This is a genomic window from Pseudomonas sp. FSL W7-0098, from assembly GCF_005930585.1.
GTDB classification, from domain to species: Bacteria; Pseudomonadota; Gammaproteobacteria; order Pseudomonadales; family Pseudomonadaceae; genus Aquipseudomonas; species Aquipseudomonas bubulae.
In genome coordinates this window covers 1-21,773 of the sequence record NZ_RXHW01000005.1, presented here as the reverse complement: position 1 = coordinate 21,773, position 21,773 = coordinate 1, and the positions used below count along the sequence as shown (strand labels likewise).

17 protein-coding genes are annotated in these 21,773 nt (G+C 56.1%); 11 read left to right on the top strand and 6 right to left on the bottom strand.

The features are described from left to right. The first annotated feature begins 355 nt into the window (after window positions 1-355). The 4 genes from FHL07_RS10450 to FHL07_RS10435 all read left to right on the top strand — a co-directional run bounded on the left by FHL07_RS10450 (window position 356) and on the right by FHL07_RS10435 (window position 5,162). Window positions 356-979 carry a response regulator transcription factor gene (locus tag FHL07_RS10450; RefSeq protein WP_095001652.1) on the top strand — a complete coding sequence of 208 codons (624 nt, stop codon included), beginning with the start codon at window positions 356-358 and terminating at the stop codon, window positions 977-979. After that, window positions 980-4,246, top strand: coding sequence for a transporter substrate-binding domain-containing protein (locus tag FHL07_RS10445; RefSeq protein ID WP_138738439.1), 3,267 nt, complete (start codon window positions 980-982; stop codon window positions 4,244-4,246). Continuing rightward, a complete protein-coding gene (locus tag FHL07_RS10440; RefSeq protein WP_232527641.1) occupies window positions 4,218-4,586 on the top strand; it encodes a hypothetical protein in 369 nt (122 codons plus the stop codon). The genes FHL07_RS10445 and FHL07_RS10440 overlap by 29 nt, the downstream gene beginning before the upstream one ends. A 90-nt stretch (window positions 4,587-4,676) precedes the next feature. Further along, complete coding sequence (locus tag FHL07_RS10435) at window positions 4,677-5,162, top strand: GNAT family N-acetyltransferase (RefSeq protein ID WP_095019294.1); 486 nt, start codon at window positions 4,677-4,679, stop codon at window positions 5,160-5,162. Window positions 5,163-5,214: 52 nt separating this feature from the next. Here FHL07_RS10435 and FHL07_RS10430 read toward each other — a convergent pair whose 3' ends face one another. Continuing rightward, complete coding sequence (locus tag FHL07_RS10430) at window positions 5,215-7,428, bottom strand: TonB-dependent siderophore receptor (RefSeq protein WP_095019293.1); 2,214 nt, start codon at window positions 7,426-7,428, stop codon at window positions 5,215-5,217. A 139-nt stretch (window positions 7,429-7,567) separates the two neighbouring features. After that, window positions 7,568-9,310: a phosphoethanolamine transferase CptA gene (locus FHL07_RS10425; RefSeq protein WP_095001648.1), complete on the bottom strand. Its 1,743-nt coding sequence runs from the start codon at window positions 9,308-9,310 to the stop codon at window positions 7,568-7,570. A gap of 362 nt (window positions 9,311-9,672) precedes the next feature. Between FHL07_RS10425 and gnd the strand changes: the two genes are divergently transcribed. The 5 genes from gnd to nudC all read left to right on the top strand — a co-directional run bounded on the left by gnd (window position 9,673) and on the right by nudC (window position 14,786). After that, window positions 9,673-10,653, top strand: a complete 981-nt coding sequence (gnd, locus tag FHL07_RS10420) for a phosphogluconate dehydrogenase (NAD(+)-dependent, decarboxylating) (protein WP_095001647.1) — start codon at window positions 9,673-9,675, stop codon at window positions 10,651-10,653. Continuing rightward, complete coding sequence (zwf, locus tag FHL07_RS10415) at window positions 10,650-12,173, top strand: glucose-6-phosphate dehydrogenase (RefSeq protein ID WP_095001646.1); 1,524 nt, start codon at window positions 10,650-10,652, stop codon at window positions 12,171-12,173. Before gnd ends, zwf begins: the two co-directional genes overlap by 4 nt. After that, on the top strand, window positions 12,170-12,988 hold the full coding sequence (locus FHL07_RS10410; RefSeq protein WP_153381242.1) for an HAD family hydrolase: 819 nt from the start codon (window positions 12,170-12,172) through the stop codon (window positions 12,986-12,988). The genes zwf and FHL07_RS10410 overlap by 4 nt, the downstream gene beginning before the upstream one ends. Window positions 12,989-13,112: 124 nt before the next feature. Next, window positions 13,113-13,925: a crotonase/enoyl-CoA hydratase family protein gene (locus FHL07_RS10405; protein ID WP_095001645.1), complete on the top strand. Its 813-nt coding sequence runs from the start codon at window positions 13,113-13,115 to the stop codon at window positions 13,923-13,925. Window positions 13,926-13,955: 30 nt separating this feature from the next. Further along, window positions 13,956-14,786, top strand: a complete 831-nt coding sequence (gene nudC / locus FHL07_RS10400; RefSeq protein WP_138738438.1) for an NAD(+) diphosphatase — start codon at window positions 13,956-13,958, stop codon at window positions 14,784-14,786. On the opposite strand, the gene FHL07_RS10395 is transcribed toward nudC, so the two are convergent. Then, a complete protein-coding gene (locus tag FHL07_RS10395) occupies window positions 14,754-15,533 on the bottom strand; it encodes a TSUP family transporter (RefSeq protein WP_095001643.1) in 780 nt (259 codons plus the stop codon). The two genes, nudC and FHL07_RS10395, sit on opposite strands and share 33 nt — an antisense overlap. A gap of 172 nt (window positions 15,534-15,705) precedes the next feature. After that, window positions 15,706-16,791 carry a sigma-54 interaction domain-containing protein gene (locus FHL07_RS10390; RefSeq protein WP_095019291.1) on the bottom strand — a complete coding sequence of 362 codons (1,086 nt, stop codon included), beginning with the start codon at window positions 16,789-16,791 and terminating at the stop codon, window positions 15,706-15,708. Window positions 16,792-17,122: 331 nt separating this feature from the next. On the opposite strand from FHL07_RS10390, the gene FHL07_RS10385 reads away from it, so the two are divergent. After that, window positions 17,123-18,292, top strand: coding sequence for a cysteine desulfurase family protein (locus FHL07_RS10385; protein WP_138738437.1), 1,170 nt, complete (start codon window positions 17,123-17,125; stop codon window positions 18,290-18,292). A 56-nt stretch (window positions 18,293-18,348) separates the two neighbouring features. Then, window positions 18,349-20,169: an aminopeptidase P family protein gene (locus tag FHL07_RS10380; protein ID WP_095001640.1), complete on the top strand. Its 1,821-nt coding sequence runs from the start codon at window positions 18,349-18,351 to the stop codon at window positions 20,167-20,169. A gap of 49 nt (window positions 20,170-20,218) precedes the next feature. Here FHL07_RS10380 and FHL07_RS10375 read toward each other — a convergent pair whose 3' ends face one another. Beyond that, window positions 20,219-20,500, bottom strand: a complete 282-nt coding sequence (locus FHL07_RS10375) for a hypothetical protein (RefSeq protein WP_095001639.1) — start codon at window positions 20,498-20,500, stop codon at window positions 20,219-20,221. A 151-nt stretch (window positions 20,501-20,651) separates the two neighbouring features. Beyond that, window positions 20,652-21,551: a threonine/homoserine exporter RhtA gene (rhtA, locus tag FHL07_RS10370; RefSeq protein ID WP_095001638.1), complete on the bottom strand. Its 900-nt coding sequence runs from the start codon at window positions 21,549-21,551 to the stop codon at window positions 20,652-20,654. Between the last annotated feature and the right edge of the window lie 222 nt (window positions 21,552-21,773).

Here is a 21,773-nt window from a genome sequence, read left to right as displayed (position 1 = left end):
TTTTGTCTTTGCGTGGGCCCTGGTCTTAAAGGGCCGGTGTGATGGATCAACAGACTGCAGTGATTTACCCACAACCATTTGGAAGATTAAGAAAATTCGCACATGACGTGTAGCTATTTCCCTTCTCGTAAATCGTATTCGATTAGTGATTATGCGCGGCGCGATTGCGAACGGGCTATGTGTGTTATGCGCGAATATTGTCGCAATGGTGGACGCTGATTGCAGGATTTATCCTATAATTTCAGTATCACTCATTCGGTTGTTTTTTTGAGAATAACCAATTGAACCTATTCAAAACGATACATTCACGCCTGACATACGCTGATGCCCGGCTTACTACTAGAGGGTTAAATGTATGAGAGTGTTGATTGCTGATGATCATCCACTTATTCGATCGGCGATGAAGTTGTTGCTGGAGAGTGATGGTCATGAAGTCGTGGCTGAAGCAGACAATGGCGCCGATGCTGTTCAATTGGCTCGCAAGCATAATGTTGACTTGATCATCCTTGATATCACCATGCCAGGCCTGGATGGTCTGGAGGTGATCAACAGAATCAGGGCTTCGGAGGTTAAAAGTCGCATTTTGGTGGTCACGTCCCAATCCCCCCTGTTTTATTCGCAGCGGAGCATGAAAGCAGGGGCGGCAGGTTTTATTACCAAAGGCCAGGATCTCACTGAGTTGATGAGAGCGGTAAAAGTAATCATGGACGGCTATACCTTTTTTCCATTTTTGGCGGCCAGCTCAGTGCGAAACAGTGATACAAGTATGAGCGACATAGAATTGATACAGAATTTGTCGGCGCGAGAATTGTACATACTGCAACAGCTTGCCCGGGGCCTGAGTAATAAGAAGATTGCTGAAGATATGATTCTTAGCAGCAAAACCATCAGTACTTACAAGGCGCGCCTGATCGAAAAGTTGAATATAAAATCGGTCGTCTACTTGGCTGAATTTGCCAAGCGCAATGATTTGATTTAATTGAACATCCTTCAATGTCTGGGGCTTGCAGGGCTGCTCCTGGTTCTTGGACAGCCCGTTGCAGCCGCTGACCCAAAAGTACAGACCTTGCAATTGATGGGGCGCTCCAATGTCGAGGCGTACAGCGTGGCACTTGAACCATCAGACAGGCAGTGGCTCAAGCAACACGGACCTTTGCGTCTGGGTATCTCCGCACCTGACTACGGTCCTTTTGAAATGACGGTAAACGGTCAGGACTTTGAAGGGTTGACGGCCGACTACGCGCAACTGCTGTCGCAGTTGCTACGCACTGACATTGTGGTCAAGCGTTACCCTTCAAGGCCGCAGGCGATAGAAGCGCTCAAGGGTGGTGAGCTGGATTTGTTGAGCAGTTCCAATGGTTTCGAAGCGCAATATCCTGAGCTGGTGTTAAGCCGTGCGTACGCAGACGATTCACCTTCTCTGGTGACCCGCAGCAGTAACCAGGAGCGTCCGCCAGTTGATCTGGCGGGGCTGCGTGTGGCCATGCTGGATCACTACCTGCCGCCGCAGAAGGTCCAGGACTTCTACCCCAAAGCTACCTTGCAGTTGTATCCGTCAACCCTGACGGCCATTGGCGCCGTGGCGTTTGGCCAAGCGGATGTATATCTTGGGGATTTTATTAGTGCCAGTTACCTGATTCACAAGAACTACCTGAACAATGTGCAATTGGCCGATTTCTCGCGACTGGAAGACAACCCCTTCGCCTTTGCGGTGAATCGTAAAAATCCGGGGTTACTGCGTATCGTCAATACAGCGCTGGCGGCGATCCCTGCCAGTGACCGCATGACAATTCTGCGCCGCTGGAGCTTCGACGGGCCAAAAACGTATGCCCCATGGCAGTTTACCCCTGCAGCCAGCGAGCAGCGCTGGATAGCTGAGCATCCGCGGTTAAAAGTGGCAATTTATGATGCGTTCCAGCCACTGTCCTTTTTTGATGAGCAAGGCAGGTTCAAAGGCTTGATTGCCGATCTTTTATCCAGCATCAGTACACGCACAGGGCTTGATTTCGAGGCAGTGCGTGTGTATACGCTGGCGCAGGGGATTGAACTGGTCAAGTCGGGCAAGGCAGATGTGTTGGGGGCTATCACGAGCAGTACCGCCCGAGAAAATCAACTGAGCTTTACCCGGCCCTACCTCACAACCCCTTTTGTGCTTATTTCCCGTATCGGCTCAGAGGGACCTCAAACCCTGGATGAAATGGCTGGCGGGCGTGTCGTGATGGTTCGCGGCAATGTACTGCGCGACTTTATTGCGCAGAACTATCCGCAGGTTCAGATTCAGGAAGCAGACAACCCGCCTGCGGCCCTGGCCATGGTGGCAGAGGGAAGCGCTGATGCCGCGATCAGCGTGTTGGTCAATGCGCGTTATCTGGTTTCGCGACGCTTTGACAATCAGCTGAAAATCACCAGCACCGTAGGTACTCAACCCGAGCAGATCGGTTTTGCCACTGCCGGCAATGATCAGCAGTTAAGCGCCATTCTGGACAAGGCCTTGCTCAATATCACTCCAGGAGACTTGAGTGAGCTGACCGGTCGTTGGTTCACTGACACACCAGAGGTTGAGAGCTACTGGCTGCGCAACCGTCCTGCGATTGTAAGAGGGTTTGCCATTGCCGCGGCGTTGCTATTGGTTGCCATTGTATGGATTACCTATTTGCAGAGAGTCATAGGCAGGCGCCAGCAGCTGGTGAATGAGTTGAATGCTGCCAAGCAAAGTGCCGATGCGGCAAACCGCGCAAAGACCACCTTTCTCGCAACCATGAGTCATGAGATCCGCACCCCCATGAATGCGGTCATTGGCATGCTCGAATTGGCCATGAAAAAGGCCGACCAAGGCGTTATTGATCGTTTCGCAATCGAAGTGGCCTCAGTCTCGGCCCACGAGTTGCTCGATTTGATTGGCGATATTCTGGATATCGCGCGCATTGAGTCCGGTCATCTTTCATTGCACCCCAAACGCTCAAATATCAAGTCGCTGGTAGAAGCCGTGGCACGAATGTTTGATGGGCTGGCGCGGCAGAAGCAATTGAGCCTGGTCTGTGAATCGAGCCCGGCAGCGGATGTGGATGTGCTGATTGATCCGATACGCTTCAAGCAAATCGTTTCCAATTTGCTGAGTAATGCCATCAAGTTCACGGACACGGGGGAGGTCCGGCTGATATTGACATTGGGGCTGGCTGCAGATGCGCAGCATACAGCGATCTGTTTGCGCGTGAAGGACACCGGTGTGGGTATTTCTGAGGAAGACCAGAGCCTGCTGTTCAACCCTTTTGTTCAGTCCAGTAACAACACGCAATCTGCGCGTCAGGGCTCAGGCCTGGGCCTGGTGATTTGCCGTGAGCTCTGCGAAATGATGGGAGGTCAGTTGCACCTCAGCAGTGTTGAGGGGCTGGGCACCCAAGTTGAGATCATGATGGTAGTGCTTCTGCTTGAACATGAAGAGCAAGCTGCAGACGCCCTCGAGCAAGCCCCGGCCATTACCCGGTCGCTGAACATTCTGGTCGTGGATGATTATCCGGCTAACCGGATGCTGCTGGCCCAGCAACTCAGCTATCTGGGGCACCGTGTGTCAGACGCCGAGAATGGCGAGCTGGGCCTCAAGGCGTGGCGGCAGGGGGCTTTCGACCTAGTAATTACTGATTGCTCGATGCCGGTCATCAATGGCTATCAGTTGGCCCAGGCAATACGAGCCGAAGAGGCGCAGCTGGGAAAGGCCCCTTGCCAGATTTTTGGTTTTACTGCGAACGCACAGCCCGGCGAAGTTGAGCGTTGTCTCGATGCGGGAATGGATCAATGCCTGTTCAAGCCCATCAGCCTGAAAGACTTGAGCGCCTGCCTGGCAACTGGTCAGGCGCAGAACCTGATATATACCGATGCCGATGAATCTGATCAAGGCGATAAGATTGATCTGACGTATCTTAAACAGTTGAGTCAGGGTGATGAGCAGATGATTCATACACTTCTTGCAGAGCTTTCTACAAGAAATCGTCTCGATCTCACTGCCCTGATCGAACTCTTTTTGAAAGATGATTACGCAGGCCTGGCTGCCCTGGCCCATGGCATCAAAGGAGGGGGCAGACTTATTCAGGCCAGGAAGCTGATTGAGTGTTGCGAACAACTGGAAGCGGTTTGCCAGTCCGGAAAATCAGAAGAACTCACCGTCGCGGTCGATGCACTTCACAGCAGTATGGAGCAGTTGGCTGACGAACTTGAACATTATGCTCAAGCTAATCAATCACATGGATGACGAGGCTGCAATGCCAACAAAATCTTTACGAATACTGATTGCCGATGCAGACCCGAACGAGGCTCTGAAAATAGAAAGGGCTCTTAATATTCTGGGCTATTACCGGATCGCGCCTTTGTACCATGGCGAGGCGCTGGTAAGCCTGAAGGCAGCACCCACCAATGAATATGATGTGTTGTTGATCAGTCAGAAAATGGCAGGTGAGGTTATTGCGGATGAGGTCGAATATCGCAAGGACAACTCGCAGTTTCGGCATGTACTGATTTACACGGATGCCGACAGTTTTGTGAATCAGCTTGCCAGTGTGATGCCGATGCTGGATGTTTCTGCCAACCCCTGAAACAGGCACTTGTCTGCATTGCCGGGGCCGCGATAAGGTCTGGCGTTGTTCCAACAAACCAATGCCCGGACTCGTCAAGGAAAACCCGTAATGTCGGATGTCGTCGTAGTGCAAGCAGACTATACCAACCCGGTTCATGCCCAGGCGTTAAGGGACGTGTTGAATCACTACGCCCGGGACCCGATGGGCGGAGGTGAAGCGTTGTCGCAAACGGTATTGGCGCACTTGCCGGCAGAGCTTGCCAGGCGCCCTCATGCCTTCAGCGTACTGGCGTTCGTCAATGGTGAGGCGGCGGGTCTGGTTAACTGCTTTGAAGGCTTTTCCACCTTTGCCGGCAAACCCCTGGTCAATGTGCATGATGTGTCGGTGGTCGATACGTTTCGCGGTCTGGGCCTGAGCCAGAAGATGTTGCTCAAGGTGGAAGACATCGCCCGCGAACGCGGCTGCTGCAAGATCACCCTCGAAGTACTCGAGGGCAACCCTGTGGCGCAAGGTTCCTATCGCAAATTCGGCTTCAGCGATGGCCAGCTCGACCCGGCGCACGGGCGCATGCTGTTCTGGAACAAATATTTGTAACTGTAGAAAAACCTTGTAGCAGTTGACGAGCTACAAGGTTTGCCTCCTCTGCCTACAGTGTCCACTCCAGGCCAACGCTCACCGTCCGCGGATCACCCCAGAACACGCCGTTATAGAAACCTACGTTTTCGTAGTACTTTTCATCGAACAGGTTTTTGACGTTCAGGGATGCCGAGACGTGTTCGTCAAACTTGTAGCGGGCCATCAGGTCGACCAGGGTGTAGGACTTCTGAGTGATGTCTTCCTTGAAGGTAATCGGGTTGCCTTTGTCATTTTTCTCGCCGGTCGGGCGATTGGCGGCACGATAGATATCGCTTTGCCAGTTGACGGCCGCCCCCACGGTCATTGCATTCCAGTCCCCAGGCAGGCGGTAGGTGCTCGAAATCTTGAGCATGTTCAAAGGCGCTGCAGTATTCATGCGCTGGCCTGCGGCGTTGCGCGAATGGGTGTAGGTGTAGCCTGCAAGCATATTCCAGTCGCGCATCACTTCACCGGCCAGCTCGACTTCGAAACCGTTGATCTTGTTGCCCTTGCCGCCGGATTTGTAATATTCCTCGCCCTTGGGGCCGCGTGGTACTGAGTCATCGATTTCCGGCACATTGTCCTGCTTGCTCCAGAACACCGCCGTCGACAGGTTGAGGCGCTCCTGCAAGAAGCTACCCTTCAGCCCCAGCTCATAGTTGCTGCCCACCACCGGCTCAAGGTAGGAGTTGCTGGCGTCCTTGCTGGTGGTTGGCTTGAAAATGTCGGTATAACTCGCGTAGGCCGTCAACTCGTCGGTGAAGTCGTACAGCACGCCGGCGTAAGGCGTAATCACATCGTTTTGGGTCTGGCTGACTTTCGGGGCAGGGAAGTTGGTGCTGGAGCTTTGCCAGCTGCCATACCGGGTGCCCAGTACGGCATGCCATTGATCGGTCAGGTTAAAACGCGTGGCCAGGTAGCCGGATTTCTGCTTGATGACGTCGTGAGTCCCTTCAATACCGGTATTGAAATCCTGATATTTGGGAATCGCGCTCATGTCTTGCCAATTGGGGATGTTGTAGTAGTCGTCCGGGTTGAGGTCAACCATCAGGGGCGAGGTGTTGTCGTTCTTGGCCTGGCCATAACCCACCATCAACTCGTGATCACGCCCGAACAAGGGGTAGGTGCCCGAGATATTGACGTCAACGGCGCTCATCTTCTCTTCGCCGATAAAGTGGCTGGCATAGGCCGACATGCCCGTACCATCGGGGTTGGGGAAGCCGCCGCCGGCGTAATAAACCTTACCTTCAGCGTCGCTGGTGCGATGGGTGTAGGCTGCTTTGAGGCGCCAGTCATTGACCAGTTGCTGGTCGAGGGTGGCGAAGGCGGTTTTGTCCTTCATCGGCCATGAACTCCAGGAAGTCGCCAGGTTGGTCGAGCGCCCGAAATTGGCTTTGTCGCCCGAGCCGGTCCAGTAAGGTGTGGTGCCCCAGGAAGAACCCTTTACCTGCTTGTCCTGGTAGTCGTAACCCACGGCCAGAACAGTGCTGTCGCTCAGGTCGGCTTCCAGAATGCCGTAAGCCACTTCGCGCTTGAGGGCGTAGATATCGCGAAACGATTTGCTGTCGCGATAGGCCAGCACCGTGCGCCCGCGCAGGCGGCCGTCGAAGGCCAGCGGGCCGCCCACATCGACATAGCTGTAATAGTTGTCGTAGCTGCCGCCTGAAGCACCGGCCTTGGCCTGCAACTGGTGGGTAGGGCGTTTGCGGATCATGTTGATGGTGCCCGACGGGTCGCCCGCGCCGGTGGTCAGGCCGGTGGCGCCGCGCACTACTTCAATACGGTCGTAGATAATGGTGTCGGCATCGGTCTTCATAAAACTGAAGGTGTTGAGCATGCCGTCAATCTGGAAGTTATTGATGGTGTAGCCGCGGGACGAGTAGCTGACCCGGTCCGAGTCGTTGTGCTGTACCACAATGCCTGTGGTATGGCGCATGGCTTCGGTCAGGGTGTTGAGGTCGAAGTCGTCCATTTCCTGACGGGTGACGACCGAGATCGACTGCGGAGTTTCGCGAATGCTCAAGTTGAGTTTGGTCGCGGTACTGGTCGAGCCCGTGGTGTAGGAACCGGTATTTTCTGTGGTGGCACCCAGGCCCTGGGCTGTGACGCTGGTGGTGCCCAGCTCCAGTGAGCGGGTCGTTTTCTTGACCTCTTCCTGCTCGGTATCCGCCAGTAATTGCGGGCATGCGGCGCTGCTGATGAGGCCGAGGGTGAGGGTCATGGAACGGGTGATTGGCGCGAACATCGCTGCCGACTCCTTGTCGTTGTTATGAAGTTGTTCAGTGCTTCAAACGAATGACAAGGCGCGGAGTTAGACGAAAAGAGAATTATTTGTAAAGAAGTGTCGGAAACCTGCGGGGCGCGCCGTGCGCCCCGCACGTTGATTATTGCTGGACCACGTTGGCAGGGGCGGGCTGTTTTGGCTTGATCAGGCTGAAGTCGATCAAGGCCTTTTGTGGGCGCGAGTAGGGGTCGCCAATCAGCTGCGGGCGGGCGACAAACGTGTCGCTGACCAGGCTTTTCTTGTCGTCCAGTTCGTCGGCACTGAGGCCCGCCAGGTCTGCCCAGGTGTGGATAAACTGCGAGCTGCTGTAAGGTCGCCCGAGGTCGGCAGCGAAATTCCAGGCATGGTTTTCACGCCACTTGGGCGAGGCCCAGGCCATAAACGGAATGGTGTACATCGGGGCTGTCGGCTTGGCCTCGTTGCGGCCCAGCGTCGCGTGGCCGACCGAGTCGAACACGTCTTCACCGTGGTCCGACAGGTACAGCAGGAAACCATTGGGGTCGGTCTTGGCAAAGTCCTTGATCAGGCTCGATACAACAAAATCGTTGTACAGAACGGCATTGTCGTAGCTGTTGTAGGTGGGTACTTGTGCATCGCTCAAACCGGCGGGTACGCCACTACGGTCGACAAATTTGTCAAAGGTCGGTGGATAACGGTACTGGTAGCTCATATGCGTACCGAGCAGGTGAATCACGATCAGCTTGCGCGGGGCGCTGTCGGCCAGGATCTTGTTGAAGGGCTCAATCACGTCGCCATCATACTGGCGGGCGTTCTGGTTGCGGTTGTTGTTGAGGTAAACCTGCTGGTCAGCCTGCTCGGAGAAGGTCGTGAGCATGGTGTTGCGCTTGGTCATGGTTTGCTGGTTGGTGACCCAGAAGGTTTTGTAACCGGCTTGCTTCATCACGCTGACCAGTGACGGGGTGCTCAGGTACAGGTCGGGGTTTTCTTCGTCGGCAAAGGTCAGCACTTGTTGCAGCGCTTCAATGGTGTAGGGCCGCGGTGTCACCACGTTGTCGAAAATGGCCAGTTGATCGCGCAACTTGTCGAGGTTTGGCGTGGTTTCGCGCTGATAACCATACAGGCTCATGCGCTGGCGGTTGGTGGACTCGCCAATGACCAGTACCAGGGTAGTCGGCTTGCCGGCCTCGTTGTCCTTGAGGTTGGTCAGCGGCGGGATCTTGCTGACGCTGGCGAGCATGCCCTGCATGTTGTCCAGTTGCTCCAGGTAGCGGCGATAAGCTACTAACATCTGCCACGGTACTGCAGGTTCAACACGGCTTTCGAAGCTTTCCATGGCCGTGGCCAGGTTGTCGTGCTTGATCGTCTGTTTGACCAGCGGGTAGCCGATAACCGCCACCAATATGGCCACCGCTGCAGCCCAGGCCTGCATGCGCGGCAAATACACCGGGCGCAGGCGGGTCCACAGAAACACCGCAAAGGCGGTATGTGCCAGGAATGCCAGCACCATCCACCAGGCAAAGTACTGGGTCATGTATTCGCCAGCTTCAGAGATGTTCGACTCGAACATGATGAAGATGACGCTTTGCGAGAATTCCTGTTGATAGATAAAGAAGTAGCCCAGGCTGGCCATCGAACAGGCCCACAGCACGACACCAATGACCGCCGCCATTGCCCGGGTGTGCCTGGGAAACATCAGCATCGGGGCCAGCCAGATGGCACTCATCACAAAGGCTTGGCGAAAGCCTGAGAACCCGGAAGTGCCAGTCAGCTGGATAAGCAGTTGGGTAATGCCGGAAAAATACCAAAAGAACAGGAACAGCCAGCCAAGGCCTGCCCAATCGAATCCCTTCGCAGATGTATTACTGCGTTTAAACATCCCCATACAGCGCTCCAGCTGATAACTACTTGAATGGTCAGTGCCATGTAGCCAGGCACAGCACATGAGTACTGCCTCAAGAGTGGGCAGTCACAAAGTGTTTAAGTATCGCCAAGGGGATGTGAAAACTTTGTCACCCATGATCGGGCTGGTAGACATGGATCGGTCTTGTCGCACCTTGAAAATTTTACGTTTTTTGCAGTCTTTACTGCTTCGTCCGTCTGTTGAGTGTATTGAATCGGGAATCTGCCCTCCAGCTTGTGCGAAACTATGCAGCATGTGTCAGGGCTGATCCTGATCGGGCACCTTGGGCAATGCTGCACCGAGGTGCTGTACACCTATTTATTTGTCGTTGGGAGCAACAGTACATGCAGTTGGGAATTATTGGATTGGGCCGTATGGGCGGGAATATCGCGCGGCGTCTGATGCTCAATGGGCATACAACCGTGGTTTTTGACCGCAATACCGACTTTGTCAGCGCTCTGGAACAGGAAGGCGCCACCGCCGTTGCCGATTTGCCAGCGCTGGTCGCAGGCCTGGCCAAACCCCGTGCTGTCTGGGTCATGCTGCCTTCCGGTGCGCCGACCGAAGACACCATCGAGACTTTGAGCGAGTTGCTGGACGCCGATGACATCATCATTGATGGCGGCAACACCTTCTACAAGGATGACATTCGTCGTTCGCAGTCGCTGGCCGAGAAAGGCATCCAGTACGTTGACGTGGGTACATCGGGCGGCGTGTGGGGCCTGGAGCGCGGTTATTGCATGATGATCGGCGGAGATAGCGCTGTCGTGAAACATCTGGACCCGCTGTTTGCAGCGCTGGCGCCAGGCATGGGCGATATTGCGCGGACCAAGGATCGCACCTCTGACGATGACCGTGCCGAGCGTGGTTACATCCATGCTGGCCCGGCTGGCGCTGGCCATTTCGTCAAAATGGTGCACAACGGTATCGAGTACGGCTTGATGCAGGCGTACGCCGAAGGTTTCAACCTGATGAAGATGAAAGGCGGTGAAAACCTGCCTGAAGAGCAGCGTTTTGACCTGAACCTGGGTGATATCGCTGAAGTCTGGCGTCGTGGCAGCGTGGTGTCTTCCTGGTTGCTGGATTTGACCGCCGATGCTCTGGCCACTGATGAGCCGCTGGATGGCTACTCGGGCGCCGTCGCAGACAGTGGCGAAGGCCGCTGGACCATCGAGGCCGCAATGGAGCAGTCGACCCCGGTGCCAGTGTTGTCGCAAGCCCTGTTTGCCCGCTACAGTTCACGCCAGCAAAGCCTCTATGGCGACAAATTGTTGTCAGCCATGCGCTTTGGTTTCGGCGGCCACGTGGAGACGCCTAAAAAATGACCGATCTGTCCAGTAAACCTGATGCCAAGCCTGCGCCGCCCACCACTCTGTTTTTGTTTGGTGCCCACGGTGATCTGGTCAAGCGCTTGCTGATGCCGGCGCTGTACAACTTGAGTCGTGATGGTTTACTGGACGGTGGCCTGCGCATTGTGGGCGTCGACCACAATGCGATCAGTGATGAGGGATTTGCCAAAAAGCTGGAAGACTTCATTCGCAATGAAGCGTCCAGCAAAGTGGATCATCCTGACGGCGAGGGCTTGAATGCCGCTCTATGGGCCTCGTTGGCGAAGAACATCAGCTATGTGCAGGGCGATTTTCTCGATGACAGTACCTACGCGGCGCTGGAACAGAAGATTTTCGCCAGTGGCACCGCCAATGCAGTGTTCTATCTGGCCACTGCACCGCGCTTTTTCAGCGAAGTCGTGCAGCGGCTGGGCGCCAGCGGGTTGCTCAAGGAAACCCCGGAGGCTTTTCGCCGGGTAGTCATTGAAAAACCTTTTGGCTCTGACGTGCAAACAGCCCAGGCATTGAACGAATGCCTGCTGAGCGTCATGAGCGAGAAGCAGATCTACCGGATTGACCATTACCTGGGCAAGGAAACCGTCCAGAACATTTTGGTCAGCCGTTTCTCCAACGGGCTTTTCGAAGCTTTCTGGAACAATCATTACATTGACCATGTGCAGATCACAGCGGCAGAAACCGTCGGGGTTGAGACACGTGGCAGTTTTTACGAACACACCGGCGCCTTGCGCGACATGTTGCCCAACCATCTGTTTCAACTGCTGGCGATGGTCGCGATGGAGCCCCCTGCGGCCTTTGGTGCCGATGCGGTGCGCGGTGAAAAGGCCAAGGTGATTGGCGCAATCCGCCCCTGGTCCAAAGAGGATGCGCTGAAGAACTCGGTGCGCGGGCAATACACCCAGGGTGAGTCCGGCGGCAAGCCGGTGGTGGGTTATCGCCAGGAAAACAACGTGGCGGCCGACAGCAGCACCGAAACCTTCGTTGCGCTCAAGGTGATGATCGACAACTGGCGCTGGGTGGGCGTGCCGTTTTATCTGCGCACCGGCAAGCGCATGAGTGCGCGGGACACTGAAATCGCCATCTGCTTCAAGCCTGCGCCTTATGCGCAATTCCGTGACACCGACGTTGAACGGTTGCAGCCCAACTATTTGCGGATCCAGATCCAGCCCAATGAAGGCATGTGGTTTGACCTGCAGGCCAAGCAACCCGGGCCGGGGCTGAAAATGGCCAATATCGAGTTGGGTTTTGCGTACAAGGACTTTTTCCAAATGCAGCCTTCAACAGGCTACGAGACCTTGATCTACGACTGCCTTACTGGCGACCAGACCTTGTTTCAACGTGCGGACAACATTGAAAACGGCTGGCGGGGTGTGCAACCTTTTCTGGACGCGTGGCAGGAACAAACGGACGTGCAACCGTACAAGGCCGGTGAAGACGGTCCTGAGGCCGCTAAAGAATTGCTGGGTCGCGATGGGCGTGTCTGGCTCAACATAGGATGAGAGACGTGAAGCAAAACCCGATTGAGTTGGTGTTGTGTGACATGGATGGCACCCTGCTTTTACCTGATCACAGCATCAGCCCGCGCAACCTGGCGGCAGTCAAGGCGCTGCAGGCCGCCGGCATTCATTTCACCCTGGCTACCGGCCGCCCGCCACGGGCCATGCGCGATTATATCCGGCAGTTGGGGGTTGAGCTGCCGACTGCCGGGTTCAATGGCGGGGTGCTGGTCAACGCCGATGGCAGCGTGCTGCAGTCCCACCATGTGCCGTACCAGGCCGTACTCAAGACACTCGAGTTTTTGGCCGGGCATGACGTTGAGGTCTGGGTGTTTGCCGACGATGAGTGGCTGTTGCGCGACCCGACGGGGCCGATGGTTGCCCACGAGCAGCAGGGCCTGGGTTATGCCCCGCTGGTAGTCGAGAGTTTTGAACCCTACCTGCACCGGGTGGACAAGATCGTGGCCACTACCGGCAATGCACCCTTGTTGGTCGAGCTGGAGCAGCGTTTGCAGCAGTTATTGCATGGGGAGGCCTCTGCCAGCCGCTCCCAGGCCCGTTATCTTGATATCACCGCGCTCAGGGCCAATAAAGGCGATGCCCTTGCCACGCTGGCCGAACACCTGGGTGTGCCTCTTGAGCGCACGGTGGCGATAGGAGATGGCGGCAATGATCCGGCCATGTTCCAGCGTGCCGGGCTGTCGATTGCCATGGGCCAGGCCGATGCGCCTATTCGCGAGCAGGCGATGCATGTCACCGGCAGCAATACTGAAGATGGCGTTGCCCAGGCGATCGAGCGGTTTATCCTGACGCGCTGAAGGGGGCTGTGACAGGTCGTTTTGTCCGTATTTTGGCGTGATCGCGGCCTGCCTGCAGCCTGCAAGCCTTGTTATAGTCCGCCGCTTATCGGCCGGCGACGGCGCCCCGCAAAGGATTCAGGTTATGTCCGATTACCAGGCTTTTCAGGTTGAGTTGAACGGCAATATCGCCCATGTACAGATCAATCGACCTGAAAAGGTCAATGCGATGAATGCTGCGTTCTGGTCCGAAATCATCGATATCTTCCAGTGGATTGATGAAACTGACGCGGTGCGTGTGGTGGTGCTCAGTGGGGCGGGCAAGCATTTCTCGGCCGGCATCGACCTGATGCTGCTGGCGTCGGTGGCCAATGAAATGGGCAAGGATGTGGGGCGCAACGCCCGCATGCTGCGACGAAAAATCCTGCAAATGCAGGCCTCGTTCACTGCCGTCGACCAGTGCCGCAAGCCAGTTCTGGCGGCGGTTCAGGGTTACTGCATTGGCGGGGCGATAGACCTGATTGCCGCCTGCGACATGCGCTACGCCGCTGAAGATGCACAGTTCTCGATCAAGGAAATCGATATGGGCATGGCCGCCGATGTCGGGACACTGCAACGCCTGCCGCGTATCATCGGTGATGGCATGCTCCGCGAGCTGGCCTATACCGGGCGAATGGTCGCGGCAGATGAAGCTCGCGCCATCGGCCTGGTAAACCGGGTCTACAGTGATCAACAGGCGTTGCTTGAGGGCGTTATGGCGATTGCCCAGGAAATCGCCAGTAAATCGCCGATTGCCATTGCTGGCACCAAGCAGATGATCGGCTATATGCGCGATCACCGAGTGGAGGATGGCCTGGAATATGTTGCGACGTGGAATGCTGCGATGCTGCAATCCAGCGATCTGCGCCTGGCAATGACCGCGCATATGACCAAGCAGAAACCCGAATTTCTCGATTGAAGGCTTTGTAACCTGAACAAGGATCACTTGATGACACCGCGTTGGATCACGGCAGTACTGGATACAGACCTGACTGGCGGCTGGGCCGTGGCGCGCGGCCCCGACGGTTTTCTGAATGATGACAATGGCCCGCTGTTCCCTCGCGAATGGCTCAAACGCCAGAACTTGCCGGTACTGGCCGAGCATGGCATCGGCCACCTCGACGGCGAGCCGGTATATTTGCTGGAGCTCAAGGGCGCCGCTCAGGTAGAGGGCTGCCATTGGCAGGGCTTGCGCGCCTTTATGCTGGGCGACGATCACACGCTTTATAAAGTGCTGGGTTATGCCGCGCAAATCGGCACCTGGGCTCGTGAACATCGTTTTTGCGGCAGTTGCGGGCAGGCCATGATGCAGGTGTCAAGGGAGCGGGCGATGTACTGCGCTGCCTGTGACTTGCGCAGTTACCCGCGCATATCGCCGAGCATGATCGTGTTGATTACCCGTGGTGATGAAGTGCTGCTGGCCCGTTCGCCGCGCTTTGTGCCAGGGGTTTACAGCACCCTGGCGGGCTTCGCCGAGCCAGGCGAGTCGGCCGAGGATTGCCTGATTCGTGAAGTGCGCGAAGAAGTGCAGCTGGAGGTCAGGAACATCCAGTATGTGGGCAGCCAGTGCTGGCCGTTCCCGCACTCGATGATGCTGGGGTTTCACGCGGAATATGCCGGGGGCGAGATTGTGCCTCAGGCCGATGAGATAGAAGATGCGCAGTGGTTCAATGTGCATCAATTACCGCCGTTGCCGGCATCGCGCTCGATTGCGCGCTATCTTATCGACCTGTATGTGGCGCGTCGCTTAGGCCATGCCGAACCAGTGCTGCCAGGCTAGGCGCACGGTCAGGCCCAGGACCACGGTAATAAATACCGGACGAATAAACTTGGCGCCGCCGCTGATCGCGCTGCGGGCGCCAAAGTAAGCGCCGACCATCACTGCAAAGCCCATGGTCAGGCCGATTATCCAGTCCACATGCCCGGAAAAGATAAACACCGACAGCGCTGCAATGTTGCTGACGAAGTTCATGCTGCGGGCCACACCGCTGGCCTTCACCAGATCGATGGGGTACATCAGCATGCTGCTGACAGTCCAGAACGCACCGGTGCCCGGGCCGGCCACGCCATCATAGAACCCCAGGCCCAGACCCTGCGGCAATTGCCATTTCTTTTTGATCGGCGCGTCGTTGTCGACAGGTGTTTTTGGGGTGCCGCCAAACAACAGGTAAATCCCGCAACCGAAGACAATCACCGGCAGCATCTTGTTGAGCCATTCTGCGGGCATGTAATGGGCGGCAGTTGCGCCAATCAGGCTGCCGACCAGGGTGCCGAAAATGGCCAGTTTCCACTCGCGGGGATGGAACAGTTTGCGACGGTAGAAGGTAAGGCTCGCCGTGGCTGCGCCGAAGGTCGAACTGAGTTTGTTGGTCCCCAGCACAAGATGTGGCGGCAAGCCTGCGGTGAGCAGGGCAGGGGTGGTGAGCAAGCCGCCACCACCTGCGATGGCATCGATAAAACCGGCAACAAAAGCAACGGCGGCCAGAATGGCGAGGGTGGTCAAATCTACGCTGAGTTCAAAAGGCATGGGATCGACTTAATTCGGCGGGACGTACAGCGCAGGCGCGCGGGAAGGACGTCATCTTACCGATAAGCGAGAACAGCGGCGATAGGGCTTTTGTGATTGCCCGACGGCGCCATGAACGATCATGGGGATCGTTTGGCGCTACGGTCAGGCAATTGCGTCAGCGGGCGATCTTTTAATAGACGAGAGCGTCGGCATCCATCCGCCGGACGTTGACTGATAGTGCACCGAGCTTGATCAGCCGGGTGCGGGTGACGTTGCGACTCAAGCCCAGCAATTTGGCCGTGTGCACCTGGTTGTGATGGCAAAATTCATAAGCGCTGCGCAGCAGGGCGTCTTCGACGGTTTCATGCAGGGCTCCCGGTTCTTCTTCGAAAAGCTTGCGAAATGCGCGCTGCAACAGATCCCGGGTAGTGTGTTGAACCGGTTGTTGCGTCGGCAAGTCCTGGCGCCTGCTGCGTGACTGGGACAGGCGCAGGTCCTGCACCGTGATGGTCTGGTTGCGGCACAGCAGCAGGCTGTGGTGCACGACGTTTTCCAGCTCGCGAATATTGCCCTGCCAGGGGTGATGCACCAGGACTTGCTCGGCGCACTCGCTCAGGGCCGTTGGCCCGTGGGGCAGGCGTTGGCGATAGGTTTTCAGGAAGTGGCGGGCCAGCGGCAGAATATCTCCAGGTCGCTCGCGCAAGGGCAGCAACGCAAGGCTGACAACATTCAGGCGGTAATAGAGATCCTCGCGGAAATGTCCGGCATCGATGGCCTGCTCCAGGTTGACGTTGGTGGCAGCCAGCACCCGAACGTTGATCGGGGTGCTTTTGCGCGAACCCAGCCGCACAACCTCTTGTTCTTGCAGGACGCGCAACAGCTTGACCTGGATGGCCAGCGGCAAGTCGCCGATTTCATCCAGAAACAACGTGCCGCCATCGGCCTCTTCAAACCAGCCGGATTTTGCACTCAGGGCGCCCGTGAAAGCACCTTTTTCATGGCCGAACAACTCAGCCTCAACCAGTGACTCGGCAAACGCCCCGCAGTTGACCGCCACGAATGGCTGCTGGTGCCGGTGGCTGAGCTGATGGATATGGCGTGCAACGAGTTCCTTGCCGGTGCCGGTTTCTCCAATGATCAGCACACTGGCATCACTGGGGGCAATTTGTTGCAAGTGCGTCAACAGCGCTTTGGACGCTGGGTCTTCAAATACTTGGGCCGTGGCGCGTATGGACGTGGCCAGTGCCGGGGTGGCAGGTAATGTTAAAAGCTGCATTGACAGCTCCTTTTAACAGGGGCTCTGCCCACAAAAGGAAAGCCGGAGGCAGCTTTATAAAGTTATTTTGTTATTCCGTAAACTAACCTAATTCCATATTTATATATCGATATTGCATATCGGACTTGCATCGCGACCTGTTTTTAGCGCTTTATAAGACACTGCTTTCCAGGCCTCCTTAATTTAGGATTGAGCCTGGGAGGGTTTTCTCTTATTTACCTGTTTTCACCCGGCTCAATCAGTTATTTCTAACGGCCGCATTTTCAAGTGGTCTCATTAATCCTCAATCAGGGACGCCCTGATTCAGGAAAGCGCTCAGTGGATTTGAACAATGAACAAGCGACCTCTTTATTTCGATTACGCGGCCACCACTCCCGTGGACGCTCGTGTCATCCAGGTGATGGTCGAATGCCTGGGCTTTGAAGGCAACTTTGGCAATCCAGCTTCCGGCTCCCACGTCTTTGGTCAGCAAGCCCGGCATTCGGTAGAACTGGCCCGAGAGCAGGTCGCGCAACTGATCAATGCCAGGCCGGAGCAGATCATCTGGACCTCGGGCGCTACCGAGTCCAACAACCTGGCCCTGAAAGGTGTGGCACAGGCCGGTGGCCAGTTGCGCGGGCATATCATCACCAGCCAGATCGAGCACAAAGCGGTGCTGGATACCGCGCGTTTTTTACAGGATGCAGGCTTTGACGTGACCTACCTGGCACCTGATGCCAACGGGCTTGTCAGCGCCGATCAGGTCAGCGCCGCCCTGCGGGCAGATACGCTGCTGGTGTCGCTGATGCTGGTCAACAACGAACTGGGGACGGTGAATGACATCCCGGAGATTGGCCGTCGCGTGCGCGAGCATGGTGCGTTGTTTCACGTAGATGCTGCGCAAGGTGCAGGCAAAGTAGCCATCGACCTGAATGAGTGGGCCGTCGATCTGATGTCGTTTTCGGGGCACAAGATTTATGGCCCCAAAGGTATCGGCGCGTTGTATGTGGGCTCGCGGGCACAGGATCGCTTGCAGGCGCAGATTCACGGTGGTGGGCATGAGTCCGGTTTGCGTTCTGGAACGCTGGCGACGCATCAAATTGCCGGTATGGGCGCAGCTTTTGCATTGGCCAACCAGTCGTTTGCCGAAGAGCTGGAGCATATTCGTGAATTGCGTCAGCGTTTGCTTGCACAACTGGCCGATGTGCCGGGCCTGCAATGCAATGGTTGTCCGACCCAACGTATTCCTCATACCTTGAGCCTGAACTTCAGCGAAGGACACTTTAACAGCGCTGCCTTGAGTAGCGAGCTGGCGTACTCGGCAACGTCGGCATGCAACTCGGCCAGCAATGCGCCTTCCCATGTGCTGCTGGCGCTGGGGCATGATGCACGCCAGGCCGGGCGTACCATCCGCCTGAGCCTTGGCCGCTTCACCCGCGAGCAGGACATCGATGTAGCTGCAAAGGCAATCAAGGCTTGCGCAGCAGCGCCCGCACCTTTTTGGGCGGTTGCCCAACCTTGATGGCTGATCCATCATCAGCGACGAATAATAATTACCAGTGACTGGCAGGAGAATAAATGAGTACTCAGGTGTTGAATTCGGGGTCTGTTGTGGAGCGTTTGAAACGCACCCGGGCAGTGATGAGCCAGCACGGGATCCATGCGCTTCTCGTGCCTTCGGCCGATCCCCATCTTTCGGAGTACTTGCCTGCCTACTGGCAGGGCCGTCAGTGGCTGTCAGGCTTTTACGGTTCAGTGGGCACATTGATTGTCACGCCGACCTTCGCCGGCGTGTGGGCTGACAGCCGTTACTGGGAGCAAGCGGGCAAAGAGCTCAGTGGCAGCACCATTGAACTGGTCAAACTGTTGCCCGGGCAGCCGGGTCCTCTGGAGTGGCTGGCTGAACAAACGCCAGAAGGTGCAACGGTTAGCGTTGATGGCGCCGTTCTTGCCCTGGCTTCAGCACGAACCCTTGAAAGCCGGCTCAAGGAGCGCGGTGCGACCTTGCGCACGGATATCGATTTGCTTGGCCTTGTCTGGCAGGATCGGCCAACACTGCCGGTGCAGCCGGTGTATGAGCACTTGCCACCACAAGCGACGGTCAGTCGGGTCGACAAGCTCCAGCAATTGCGCGAAACACTCAAGCAGCGCAAAGCAGACGCGCATTTCATTGCAACCCTGGATGACATTGCCTGGTTGTTCAACTTGCGTGGCTCGGATGTCTCTTTCAACCCTGTATTCGTGTCGTTTGCATTAATCGAGGAGGCCCGGGCTACCTTGTTTGTCGATCTGCACAAGGTCAGTGCCGAACTGCGTGGCACCCTGGCCCGCGAAGGCATAGAACTGTGCGACTACACCGGGATCAATGCGGCGCTGGCGTCCTTGCCGGCCACTACCCGGTTGCTGGTAGACCCTGTCCGCGTGACCTGTGGGCTGATCGGCCACCTGAAGCCTGAAGTGAAGCTGGTTGAGGGTTTGAACCCTACGACCCTGTCCAAGTCGCAAAAGAGTCTTGATGACGCCGTTCATATTCGCCAGGCCATGGAGCAGGATGGTGCTGCACTGTGTGAGTTTTTTGCCTGGCTGGAAACGGCTTTTGGGCGTGAGCGCATTACCGAACTGACGATTGATGAACAGCTGACCGCGGCCCGTGCCCGTCGTCCCGGGTTTGTATCACTGAGTTTCAACACCATTGCTGCGTTTAATGCCAATGGAGCAATGCCCCATTACCATGCCACCGAACAAGAACATGCAGTCATTGAAGGTGACGGCTTGCTGTTGATTGACTCGGGCGGGCAGTACCTGGGGGGCACGACCGATATCACGCGCATGGTTCCCGTCGGCACGCCGACCGATGAGCAAAAACGTGACTGCACCCGTGTACTAAAAGGCGTGATCGCTTTGTCTCGTGCTCGCTTTCCAAAGGGCATCCTCTCACCTTTGCTGGACTCGATTGCCAGGGCCCCGATCTGGGCTGAAAACGTCGATTACGGGCACGGCACTGGGCATGGCGTCGGTTACTTCCTGAACGTGCACGAAGGGCCACAGGTTATCGCCTATCAGGCTGCACCGGCGCCGCACACGGCAATGCAGCCGGGGATGATTACCTCGATCGAGCCGGGGACATACCGTCCGGGTCGTTGGGGGGTGCGCATCGAAAACCTGGTGTTGAACCGGGAAGCGGGTGATTCGGAGTTTGGAGTGTTTCTGAAGTTTGAAACCCTGACGCTATGTCCGATTGACACTCGCTGTCTGGAACCATCATTGCTGACGCGCGAGGAGGTCGAGTGGCTTGATGGCTACCACGCCCAGGTTCTCGAGCGTTTGAGTCCGCTGCTTGCAGGCGCCGCTCTGGAATGGTTGCAGGTTCGTACGGCACCCGTCGCGATCAAGCGCTGATCTTGATGCCATGCTGCCGGTCGGGTCGACAGCATGGCAATAGGTGTTACTACCTGCAGATGACAATCATGCTGCGACTGGTATAACCCGCGGGGTTAAGGCCGAACGGGTAGTCCCCTGGCTCTTCGGCCGCATCACCCGATTTGGCAATCACCCGGTATCCCTTGGTTCCGCAAGACTTGTCGGCTTCGGCATAGCATTTGTTCCACGAGGAGGACAATCCCGAACAATTGATATGCAGGCCTCGCTTGCCATGCTTGACGGAGGTTTCGGAGGTTGCAGCGCAGCCGGTTAAAGCAAGTACGGCTAAAGCTACCAAAATACGTTTCATTCCTGTCCTTAAGCGTTTGCATCGGGTTTACGGGATACGCATGTGTGAGGCTGCCTGTCCGTGGCCCCTGTAGATGTCCGTATCCTGAATCGGCCTGATGAATCTGGAGTGACAAACATCCCTTAAATGAGAGTCAATTACAATAACTGTGTCAACTGGCGTCTTTTTTGTCAGTAGCAACAGGTGTGGAATGGTTGCGCATGGTTAAAGTCGCCCCGATCGAAGCCATGATGATGCAGGAAATGGCCATCCATTGCGTAAATGACAAGATCTCATTCAGAAACAACAGGCCCGACAGTGCTCCGAAGGCGGGTTCTATGCTCATCAGTGTGCCAAATGTTCGAGTTGGCATGCGTGTCAGGGCAATCATCTCAAGTGTGTAGGGCAGAGCTGTGGACATAAGGGCTACGCCAATGGCTATGGGAATCAGGCCTGGAGTCAATAATGCGGCGCCAGCGTGGTACACACCTATAGGTGCGAAAAAAAGTGCTGCAATAATTACGCCTAAAGCAGCGGTCTGCACGCCATTATCCGCTCCGGCCCGTTGCCCATAAAGAATGTACAGTGCCCAGCAGACCCCGGCGCTCAACGCGTAACCCGCGCCGACAGGGTCGATTCCTTGCGTGCTTTCACCAAAGGGTATGAGTAGCAGCAGTCCGGTGATTGCCAGACCTATCCATATGAAGTCGATCGGCCGGCGGGAGGTGTAAATAGCCACGGCCAAAGGTCCCGTGAACTCAAGGGCCACAGCAATACCCAGCGGAACGCTGCGCAATGACATATAGAAGAGGAAATTCATCCCCCCCAGCGCTATCCCGTAAACAATCACGGTTTTTAAGGATTTTGCGCTGAGCCTGGCTCTCCAGGGGCGCAGTATCAGAAACATGATAATGCTGGCGAATGCCAGGCGCAGACTGGTTGTTCCTTGGGCGCCAATGATGGGGAACATGCTTTTAGCCAGCGATGCACCCGATTGGATCGAAGCCATGGCAATAAGCAGCAAGCCAACAGGGAAAAGCGTCGCCATCAGGTTGCGGGGGAGCTTTGTCATTACGGAGTGTGCCTGGGTTTGAGGGGCTTTAAGGCAGGCATGATGCTTAACTGATTGAGAATGTGCAATATAGTGCGCAACTTCTGGCGTTTTTCACGCTATAGGCGCTTACAGATCAATAGTTTCGATTAATGCTTGACTCGAAATTGTAACTGTCTATAATTCGCCCCACTTCCGGCGCAGTCGAAACGGAAAACTCCTTGAGTTTCAATGAGTTGGATG